We start from the raw sequence: 9,191 nt of genomic DNA on the forward strand, positions 1-9,191 counted from the left end.
AAGCTCTCGCCGGCGCAGGCGATGTATCACTTCCTGTCGGGCTACACCGCCAAGGTCGCGGGCACCGAGCGCGGTCTCGGCAACGAGCCGCAGCCGGAATTCTCGACCTGCTTCGGTTCGCCCTTCCTGCCGCTCGACCCCAGCGTCTACGGCAACATGCTGCGCGACCTGATCGCCCAGCACAATGTCGACTGCTGGCTGGTCAACACGGGGTGGACCGGCGGCAAGTACGGCACCGGCTCGCGCATGCCGATCAAGGTGACGCGCGCGCTGCTCACCGCTGCGCTTGACGGCTCGCTTCGCAACGTCGAATTCCGCACCGATAAATATTTCGGTTTCGCGGTCCCGACCGCGCTGCCGGGCGTGCCGAGCGAGATACTCAACCCGGTCAACACCTGGAAGGACAAGGACGAGTTCGACAAGACCGCCCGCGCGCTGGTCGGCATGTTCCAGAAGAACTTTGCCAAGTTCGAAGCCCAGGTCGACGCCGAAGTGCGCGCGGCCGCGCCGGACGTGAAGCTCGCGGCGGAGTAGTTTCTCTCTGGCTGGAATGTAAAGGGGCGGCCGTGAGGCCGCTCTTTTTTGTTTTTGCGCGAGTGTAACCATACCCTCAGTGTCGTCCCGGCCTAGTGCGCAATTGCGCACTAGGCCGGGACGACGCTGGGATGATATTTCACGCCTTGAAATACGCGATCTGCGTCGTGGTCGCGAGCAGCCTTCCGTTCGGCGACCACAGCTCGGCGTTCTGGTCGGCGTAGCTCTTGTGCATGATCTTCGAATCGGCCGTCGCCAGCACGCGGGTGATGTCCTCGGCCGCGAGCTCTTCGCTGTCCGTGTGGAAATACGTCGTCAGCGACACCGTGCCGAACGGCACCAGCTCGCGCCGCGCGTGAAAGATGCGGCCGAAGAAGGCGTCCGACATCGACATCAGCGACGGCAAGTCCAGCTTGCGCGGCGTGCGATCACTGATCCAGAGCTTTGAGTAAGTGCTGGCGAGCTCGGGCTTGGGCGGGCCGATCCGCATCTCGCCCTCGACGAAGCGGAATTCATACTGGTTGGCCCAGGACGCCGCGATCTTCGGGAACGGCATCGTCTCGTCGAACGGCTTTGCGTCGGGATATTGCGCCACCCTGTGCTCCCAGGACGGCCGGCGCTCGGCGAACACCGCGGTGGCGAGCGTTGCGACCTCGCCGCCGCCTTGCGACAGTTCGACGCTCCAGTGCTGGCTGGAGCGGTTGGCCTTCACCAGCCGCAAATCCAGATCGAACGGCCCCTTCGCGATCGGTGCGCAATAATTGACGGTGAGCGCCAGCGGATCGCCGGCACGTTCCGGATGCTCGATCAGCGCACGCAGGATCGTCGCGGCCGTGATGCCGCCGAACGGGCCGACAAAGGCCCAATAGTCGTCGCTGGTGTGTCCCTGCCAGCTCGAGTCGCCGGCGGTGACGCGAGTGGCGTCGTCGAAAGGGTGCGGGAGCTTGGCGTGCATTGTTTGATCCGGCGTTCAATGACGGACGTCATATCACGTCCGTCGCCGGCTTGTGCAATTACCTCGGGAGTAACCGATTTCACGCCACGGAAATTCAGCCCGCGACGTCGCGCAAGGTCGGCAGCAACGGCGTGGTCGGATTCACCGGCACGTTCCAGATCTCCTCGGCGTATTCGCGAATGGTGCGGTCGGAGGAGAACCACGCCATGCGCGCGACGTTGAGGATCGAGGCGCGGGTCCAGGCCGGCGCCACCTGCCAGCGCGCATCGACGCTGCGCTGCGCCTCGTAATAGGAATCGAAATCGGCGCTGACCATGTAATGGTCGAGATAGCGCAGCGCGTGCGCGATGGATTCGAAGCGGCCGGGATCGCCGGGCGAGAATTCGCCGGCGCCGATCGCGTTGATGGCGCGCTGGAGCTTCGGCGAATTGCGGATCACGTCGGAGGCGTCCAGCCCCTGCTTGCGCCGGATCATCACGTCGCCGGCTTCCATGCCGAAGATCGCGATGTTCTCCGCGCCGACGTGATCGCGGATCTCGATGTTGGCGCCGTCGAGCGTGCCGATGGTGAGGGCGCCGTTCAGCGACAGCTTCATGTTGCCGGTGCCGGAGGCTTCCATGCCGGCCGTCGAGATCTGCTCGGAGAGGTCGGCCGCGGGAATGATGACTTCGGCGAGGCTGACATTGTAGTCGGGCAGGAAGACGACCTTGAGCTTGCCGCCGATCGCGGGATCGTTGTTGACGACTTCCGCAACGTCGTTGATCAGCTTGATGATCAGCTTGGCGTAGCGGTAGCTCGCGGCGGCCTTGCCCGCAAAGATCTTCACCCGCGGCACCCAATTGCCGTTGGGATCGTCCTTGATCGCCTGGTACAGCGCGACCGTCTCGATGACGTTGAGCAGCTGGCGCTTGTATTCGTGGATGCGCTTGATCTGCACGTCGAACAGCGCGGTCGGATCGACCTTGATGCCGAGCCGCTCGCCGATCAGGCGGGCCAGCGCGGTCTTGTTGTGAAGCTTGACTGCGCGGAACTTCTTCTGGAATTCGACGTCGCTGGCGCGGGCTTCGATCAGGCTGAGCTGCGTCGGATCGTCGAGCACGGCATCGCCGCAGGTCTCGCGCAACAGATCGGTCAGCTTCGGATTGGCCAGCATCAGCCAGCGGCGGAAGGTGATGCCGTTGGTCTTGTTGGTGATGCGGCCGGGATAGAGATGGTTGAGATCGTGGAACACGGTCTCGCGCATCAGGTCCGAATGCATGGCGGAGACGCCGTTGATGCGGTGTGAGCCGACGAAGGCGAGCTGGCCCATGCGCACGCGCCGCCCGCTCCGCTCGTCGATCAGCGAGACCGAGGCGCGGAAGTCGATGTCGCCGGGGGCGCGCGCTTCCGCGAGCGCGAGATGCTGCACGTTGATGCGGTAGATGATCTCGAGATGCCGCGGCAACAGCCGTTCGAACAGCTCGACCGGCCAGGTCTCGAGCGCCTCGGGCAGCAGCGTGTGATTGGTGTAGGACAGCGTGGCGACCGTGATCTTCCAGGCCTCGTCCCAGCGGAAATTGTGATCGTCGATCAGGATCCGCATCAGCTCGGTGACGGCCAGGCTCGGATGGGTGTCGTTGAGCTGCACCGCGACCTTGCTCGACAGGCTGCGGAGCTGGCCGTCGGATGCAAGATGCCGCTTGATCAGATCCTGCAGCGAAGCCGAGACGAAGAAATATTCCTGGCGCAGGCGCAGCTCGCGGCCGGCCGGGCTCTCGTCGTTCGGGTACAGGAATTTGCAGATCGCTTCCGCGCGCGACTGCTCGGCGCTGGCGCTGACATAGTCGCCGGTGTTGAAGGCGTCGAGCTTCAACGGATCGGGCGAGCGCGCCGACCACAGCCGAAGCGCGTTGACATGCTGGCCGCGCCAGCCGACGATCGGCGTGTCATAGGCCATCGCCTGCACGGTCTCAGACGGATGCCAGATCGCGCGATCGCGGCCCTTGTCTTCGACATGCTCGACACCGCCGCCGAAGCGAATGTCGTAGATCACTTCGGGGCGCTGCAATTCCCAGGGATTGCCGAAGCCGAGCCATTCGTCCGGATATTCCTGCTGCCAGCCCTGATTGATGATCTGGCGGAACAGGCCGTAATCATAACGGATGCCGTAGCCGATCGCGGGGATCGACAGCGTCGCCATGCTTTCCATGAAGCAGGCGGCGAGCCGTCCGAGGCCGCCATTGCCGAGCGCGGCGTCCGGCTCGCATTTGCGCAGCTCAGGCAAGGAAACGCCGAGATCGCCGAGCGCGACCTCGAATATCTTGAGCAGCCCCATATTGTTCAGGGCGTCGCTGAAGAGGCGGCCGATCAGGAATTCGAGCGAGAGATAATAGACGCGCTTGCGCCCGGCATCGTAGCTATGTTTCTCGGCCGTGAGCCAGCGATGCACGATGCGGTCGCGCAACGCCAGGGCCGCGGCCTGGTACCAGTCGTGCTTGGTCGCCATGCCCGCGTCCTTGCCGATGGCAAGGCGCAGCTTCGCCAGGATCGCGCCCTTGATCTCAGCCAGCGCGAGTTCGTCGATGGGCTGGTTGGCGGCGGGGAAATTGGGCTGGAACGATGAATCTTGCAAAGTCGTCACTTCCTGGTCGCGAGAACACTACTGACCCTACGCATCTTGCCCGTGCACCGGAACCGTCGCTGGTGCGACCGTGCACTGCGCTGGCGTAAAATTATGCAAGGAACGGGCCGATTTGGGAACCCGGACGCATACGGGGAAACGTGGATTTGGTGCTAGAATGGCGGCCAATTCAGCCATCAGTGTGGAGGAGACGCCCCATGAACTCTCTGATGAAAGGTCTGATGAGACCTGTGATGCGACGGCTGATCGAAATTGCCGCCGCCACCTTCCTCGTCGTCTGCATTACCGCCTCCAGCGCCGCCTTCGCCGCCAGCAAGATGGGCCGTAGCGCCGACGGCCTGAGCTGCGCCGTCTCGCTCCCGCAAAACGCAACGCCCGCCACCCGCTGCGCCGCCATCAAGCGCCAATGCGGCGGCAAGTTTTACGCGAGCGCGTGTGGGGACAGGTTGATGTCGGCGATGTGAGGACGATCGCACGCTACAGGAACGGTGTCGTCCCGGCGAAGGCTCCCACTCAAATGTCGTCCTGGCGAAAGCCAGGACCCATTACCCCGACTTTCAGAGGAGGCCCGACCGGTCATTCCAGTCGGGATTCTCCTCCTCGATCAGCTTGATCTTCCAATCCCGCTTCCAGAACTTCAATTGCTTCTCGCGCGCGATCGCCTCTTGCGGTGTAGCGAACGTTTCAACGTGCACAAGGCGGAAGATCTTGTACTTTTGCACGAACTTGGAGCCTCGACCCGACCGGTGTAATTCAAGCCGTGCGCGGATTTGACTAGTCACGCCGATGTAGATCGTGCCGTGGTGACGGCTTGCGAGAATATAGACGTAGTAGCTGCCTGCGCTCATAGGTGTGCTCAACTTCGCCAAGGCAACGCTGACCGGGGTAATGGGTCCTGGCTTTCGCCGGGACGACACTCTCCAACAATCGCACCAGCATCAGAACAAATTAAGAACACTTTAGCAAGTCTTTGATATATCATTGTGATTCGGCGTGTTGCCGACACAATATCTAGCGTCTGCCAGACTTCGCGAGGACTACATGTCCACCATTGCCTTCGATCAATTTGCCCTCACCAGGATCGCCGATTTCGCGCGCTCGCTGTCGCGGCTGCATCGGGCGGCGCGGCGCTACGCGGTCGACGACGACCAGTTCGACCGCGAGTTCAACGCGGTGTGCCAGTCGATCTGGGGCTACACCATCGACGACGTCAGCGACGATCTGTTCTCGGCCGAGGACCATCTGTTCCTCGACACGCTGGACGAGGCGCATGCGCGCATCTTCGCCGCCGAGCAGGGTTATGACCTCGTCGACGATCAGGGCATGCTCACCGACTGGTGGGGTTTTTGCTGGATGATCCTGGCCGAGAAGCGCGGCCTGCTCACGGCAGACAACCGCGCCGCCGCGCGCGCGGCGATCGAGGAGAAATATCTGGCTGCGCCGAACGTGATCGGCGTGATCATCGGGCGGTGACGGTCTCAACCCTCATCCTGAGGAGCTTGCGCAGCAAGCGTCTCGAAGCATGAAGGCCGATCTGCTCGAGGCGGGCCTTCATGGTTCGAGACGCGCGTTCCGCGCTCCTCACCATGAGGATTTCAATCCAGCCCCGCCCGCTTCGCCGGCTTCTGCGTCTTCGGCACCGTCACGTCGGGCAGCGTCTCGCGCACGATCTCCGCGGCGGGGCCATCCGCCGCCACCGTGTCGGCGCGCACCGGCGCCACCTTCATCTCGCCGAGCCGTGCGCGGACCTGCGCGGTGAGACCGGGATAGGAGGCGACCGGGGTGAAGTCCGCGGCCTGGTCGTTGCCGACGCGGATGCCGGTATAGGCGACGAGGCCGTCGCTGGTGGCGATCACGTCGCCGGGCTTGAGCGACGAGTCCAGCGCCAGATCGACCGGAGCGAGGCCGACCGGCTCGCGACCGTTGCAGGTGCAGTCGGCGCGCAGCGCCTTGCGATAGGCGAACGCATTCTCGCTATCGGCATAGCGCTCGCCGGTCTGCGACGCTGCGCCGTCGATCGAGGAGCCGAAATAGATCTTGGTCGCGCTCGCAGGACAGAAGGCCTGACACATCTGCGCGGGCGAGGTGAGACCGCGCATCAGCGGGAAATATTTGCCGTCGCAGCTGCGCACGCAGAACGCCGGGCCCGAGCCGCCGGCCGCGGCTGAACGTGTCGGCGGAACGTATTGCTGGCTTCCGGCATTCTGTTGGCCGGTGAAGGGATCGGCATAGGAGCTCGCCTGCTGCGGCACCTCACGCTGCGGCCGCTGCTGCTGTTGCTGCATTCCGCCGAAGAAGAAGTCGAACAGGCCTTCGGCCGAAACCGGGGCGGGAGCCGCAAGCAGCGGTGCTGCCAGTGTGGCGGCGACGAGCATCGCGCGACGCCGCCGGCGCGCATGGGACATGTCTGTACGCAAACGCTTACTCCACCCGACGCTACCCAACCGGCCGGGACCATCAGGTCTCAGCACGTGATTCACCATAGAGCGGGATGGTAAATGAGCGGTTGAGGGGGAGCGGTGTCGCCGGACGGGGGGGGCGTCGTCATGGCCGGGCTTGTCCCGGCCATCCACGATCTCTGGTGCGGCAAAGACGTGGATGCCCGGGTCAAGCCCGGGCACGACGGCGGAGATAGTCTAGCTGCTCAAGCCTTCAAAAACTCCGACGCCTTGTACAGCGAGCGGAATGGAAGCCCGGCCGCGCCAAAGGTGTCGTCGGCGCCTTCCTCGCGGTCGACCATGGTCAGCACCAGCACCACTTCCGCGCCGGTCTCGCGCACCGCTTCCACCGCCTTCATCGCCGAGCCGCCGGTGGTGGTGACATCCTCGACGATCACGACGCGCTTGCCCTCCAGCGTCTCGCCCCTGGGCAGTCCTTCGATCGCGAGCTTCGCACCGTGCTCCTTCGGCTTCTTGCGCACGAAGAAGGCCGCGATGGGATGGCCCTTGATCCAGGAGATCTGCGCTAGCGCGCCGGCGAGCGGCACCGCGCCCATCTCGAGCCCGCCGATGAAATCGAGCTTGTCGTCCTTCAGCGCCTCATAGGTCAGCTCGGCGAGCAGCGTCGCACCCTCCGGGTCGAGCATGGTCGGCTTGAGGTTGAAGTAGAAGTCGCTCTTGCGGCCCGACGCGAGCGTCACCTCGCCGCGGCCGAAAGAGCGCCGGCGGATGATCTCGAACAGGCGGGCGCGGGAGGCTGATTTAGACACGGCGGGCCCTCGGGAGCGTTTTTGGAAGTGGCGGAATTTATCCGCGACGGCCCCGACATTCCAGAGGGGGCTTCCCTCGTCAACAGGGATCGGCCATCCCGGCCCGCCGGTTGTGGTGGTGCAACGTTCTGGAGTAGGTGGAGGCCGGATATCCCCGGGAAGGAAAACGCGAAAAATGACCATCGAGCTGCACACCTGGAACACGCCGAATGGCCGCAAGATCTCGGTCGCGCTGGAGGAAATGGGGCTGCCCTACAAGGTGATCCCGGTGAACATCAGCAAGGGCGAGCAGATGGCCCCGGATTTCCTGAAGCTATCGCCTAACAACAAGATTCCCGCGATCCTCGATCCCGATGGCCCAGACGGCAAGCCGGTCAGCATCTTCGAGTCGGGCGCGATTCTGCTTTATCTCGGCGAAAAGACCGGCAAATTCCTGCCGAAATCGCTTTCGGGCCGCATCCCCGTCTATGAATGGCTGATGTGGCAGATGGGCGGTTTCGGGCCGATGCCGGGTCAGGTGCACCATTTCATCGCGCTCGAGAACGAGCAGGACCGCGCCTACGGCCTCAAGCGCTACATGGCGGAGACGCGACGGCTCTACGGCGTCCTCGACCGCCGGCTGGAGGCCCGCGCTTTCGTCGCCGGCGAGCTCTCGGTTGCCGATTTTGCCATCCTGGGCTGGGCCTGGCGTCACCCTCGCCACAAGGTTGACCTGGCCGACTTTCCCCACGTCAAGCGCTGGTACGAGGCCCTGATGGCGCGCCCGGCGGTGAAGCGGGGCATGGAGGCGAAGCTGGATTGAGCTTCTCCCTCTCCCCGTTCTTACGGGGAGAGGGTTGGGGTGAGGGGCCTCTCTCCGCGGATGAGATGGCCGTGAGACCTGTACCCCCTCGCCCGGATCGCAAGAGCGATCCGACCTCTCCCCGCAGGCGGGGAGAGGTGAAAAAGCCCTCACACCTTCCGTGCCTCGACCGCCATCCGTACCGCGAGCCCGGCCAGCACCGTGCCCATCAGCCAGCGCTGGACCACCATCCAGCTTGGCCGGCTTGCGAGGAACAGCGCGATCGACCCTGCCGCCAGCGCGATCATGGCATTCACGCTGACACTGATCGCGATCTGGATTGCGCCGAGCACCACAGACTGCGCCAGCACGCTGCCGGCATTGGGATCGATGAACTGCGGCAGCAGCGCGAGGTAGAGCATCGCGATCTTCGGGTTGAGCAGATTGGTGACGAAGCCCATTGCGAACAATTTGCGCGGGCTGTCGATCGCAAGCTGCTTCACCTGGAACGGCGAGCGCCCGCCCGGCTTCACCGCCTGCCAAGCCAGCCACAACAGATAACCGGCGCCGGCAAAGCGCAGCGCGTCATAGGCAAAGGGAATGGCGAGCAGCAGCGCCGTGATGCCGAATGCGGCGCACAGCATGTAGAACACGAAGCCGAGCGCCACGCCGCCGAGCGAGACGATGCCCGCTGCCGGCCCTTGCGTGATCGAACGGGAAATCAGGTAGACCATGTTCGGCCCGGGCGTGAGTACGAGACCGAGGCAGACGAGGGCGAAGCCGAGCAGGGCGGAGGTGTGGGGCATGGCTGAACCGGCACCGGAGATGGCACGATTTTAGTATTCGAGGCCTCGCCGTGCCATCGCACAATTGCACGGAGGACAATTCGATTCGCCGCCGCGCGCTCGCTGCGCTCCCTCGCCCCGTTCTTACGGGGCCGCGACGAGCTTCGCTCGCGCTGAGAGGGTTGGGGTGAGGGGCCCTCTCCACGCATGAGATGGCCGTGGTACCTGTACCCCCTTGTATCTGCACGGCCAGCATTTGTGCGATGGAAGTGACTTAGCGCCTTGGCCGGTGGCCACCGGCCAAGGCG

Annotated in this window: 10 protein-coding genes; 4 read left to right on the forward strand and 6 right to left on the reverse strand. The window is 64.1% G+C overall.

Features of this window, described 5'->3' with window-relative positions; translation table 11 throughout:
* A partial coding sequence (locus AC0L3S_RS38275; RefSeq protein WP_473285033.1) for a phosphoenolpyruvate carboxykinase (ATP) occupies positions 1–534 on the forward strand: 534 nt, incomplete at its 5' end.
* A 139-nt stretch (positions 535–673) separates the two neighbouring features.
* Here AC0L3S_RS38275 and AC0L3S_RS38280 read toward each other — a convergent pair.
* Positions 674–1,489: an acyl-CoA thioesterase gene (locus AC0L3S_RS38280; protein WP_473285035.1), complete on the reverse strand. Its 816-nt coding sequence runs from the start codon at positions 1,487–1,489 to the stop codon at positions 674–676.
* Positions 1,490–1,583: 94 nt separating this feature from the next.
* Positions 1,584–4,100 carry a glycogen/starch/alpha-glucan phosphorylase gene (locus tag AC0L3S_RS38285; protein ID WP_473285037.1) on the reverse strand — a complete coding sequence of 839 codons (2,517 nt, stop codon included), beginning with the start codon at positions 4,098–4,100 and terminating at the stop codon, positions 1,584–1,586.
* A 242-nt stretch (positions 4,101–4,342) separates the two neighbouring features.
* On the opposite strand from AC0L3S_RS38285, the gene AC0L3S_RS38290 reads away from it, so the two are divergent.
* Entirely contained in the window at positions 4,343–4,573 is a 231-nt protein-coding gene (locus tag AC0L3S_RS38290; RefSeq protein ID WP_473285039.1) for a hypothetical protein, read from the forward strand.
* 93 nt (positions 4,574–4,666) lie between these two features.
* On the opposite strand, the gene AC0L3S_RS38295 is transcribed toward AC0L3S_RS38290, so the two are convergent.
* Positions 4,667–4,957, reverse strand: a complete 291-nt coding sequence (locus AC0L3S_RS38295; RefSeq protein ID WP_473265115.1) for a GIY-YIG nuclease family protein — start codon at positions 4,955–4,957, stop codon at positions 4,667–4,669.
* 193 nt (positions 4,958–5,150) lie between these two features.
* Here AC0L3S_RS38295 and AC0L3S_RS38300 point away from each other — a divergent pair, with 193 nt between their 5' ends.
* On the forward strand, positions 5,151–5,582 hold the full coding sequence (locus AC0L3S_RS38300) for a hypothetical protein (RefSeq protein ID WP_473285041.1): 432 nt from the start codon (positions 5,151–5,153) through the stop codon (positions 5,580–5,582).
* A gap of 122 nt (positions 5,583–5,704) precedes the next feature.
* Here the strand turns inward: AC0L3S_RS38300 and AC0L3S_RS38305 are convergent, their stop codons facing one another.
* Together AC0L3S_RS38305 and pyrE are read right to left on the reverse strand one after the other, a co-directional pair.
* The gene (locus AC0L3S_RS38305; RefSeq protein WP_473285047.1) at positions 5,705–6,484 is read right to left on the reverse strand and encodes a DUF2865 domain-containing protein; all 780 of its coding nucleotides are present in this window, start codon (positions 6,482–6,484) and stop codon (positions 5,705–5,707) included.
* Positions 6,485–6,753: 269 nt separating this feature from the next.
* On the reverse strand, positions 6,754–7,317 hold the full coding sequence (gene pyrE, locus AC0L3S_RS38310) for an orotate phosphoribosyltransferase (protein ID WP_473265117.1): 564 nt from the start codon (positions 7,315–7,317) through the stop codon (positions 6,754–6,756).
* Positions 7,318–7,492: 175 nt separating this feature from the next.
* Here pyrE and AC0L3S_RS38315 point away from each other — a divergent pair, with 175 nt between their 5' ends.
* Positions 7,493–8,119, forward strand: coding sequence for a glutathione S-transferase family protein (locus tag AC0L3S_RS38315; protein ID WP_473285043.1), 627 nt, complete (start codon positions 7,493–7,495; stop codon positions 8,117–8,119).
* Positions 8,120–8,268: 149 nt separating this feature from the next.
* On the opposite strand, the gene AC0L3S_RS38320 is transcribed toward AC0L3S_RS38315, so the two are convergent.
* Positions 8,269–8,904: a LysE family translocator gene (locus tag AC0L3S_RS38320; RefSeq protein WP_473285045.1), complete on the reverse strand. Its 636-nt coding sequence runs from the start codon at positions 8,902–8,904 to the stop codon at positions 8,269–8,271.
* Positions 8,905–9,191 lie beyond the last annotated feature (287 nt).

This window comes from Bradyrhizobium sp. Ken01, assembly GCF_055807355.1.

Excerpts from the sequence above, each read along its gene's own strand:
- AC0L3S_RS38280 (WP_473285035.1), bottom strand. The coding sequence starts at position 1,489 with ATGCACGCCAAGCTCCCGCACCCTTTCGACGACGCCACTCGCGTCACC.
- AC0L3S_RS38290 (WP_473285039.1), top strand. The coding sequence starts at position 4,343 with ATGCGACGGCTGATCGAAATTGCCGCCGCCACCTTCCTCGTCGTCTGC.
- AC0L3S_RS38295 (WP_473265115.1), bottom strand. The coding sequence starts at position 4,957 with ATGAGCGCAGGCAGCTACTACGTCTATATTCTCGCAAGCCGTCACCAC.
- AC0L3S_RS38300 (WP_473285041.1), top strand. The coding sequence starts at position 5,151 with ATGTCCACCATTGCCTTCGATCAATTTGCCCTCACCAGGATCGCCGAT.
- AC0L3S_RS38305 (WP_473285047.1), bottom strand. The coding sequence starts at position 6,484 with ATGCTCGTCGCCGCCACACTGGCAGCACCGCTGCTTGCGGCTCCCGCC.
- AC0L3S_RS38315 (WP_473285043.1), top strand. The coding sequence starts at position 7,493 with ATGACCATCGAGCTGCACACCTGGAACACGCCGAATGGCCGCAAGATC.
- AC0L3S_RS38320 (WP_473285045.1), bottom strand. The coding sequence starts at position 8,904 with ATGCCCCACACCTCCGCCCTGCTCGGCTTCGCCCTCGTCTGCCTCGGT.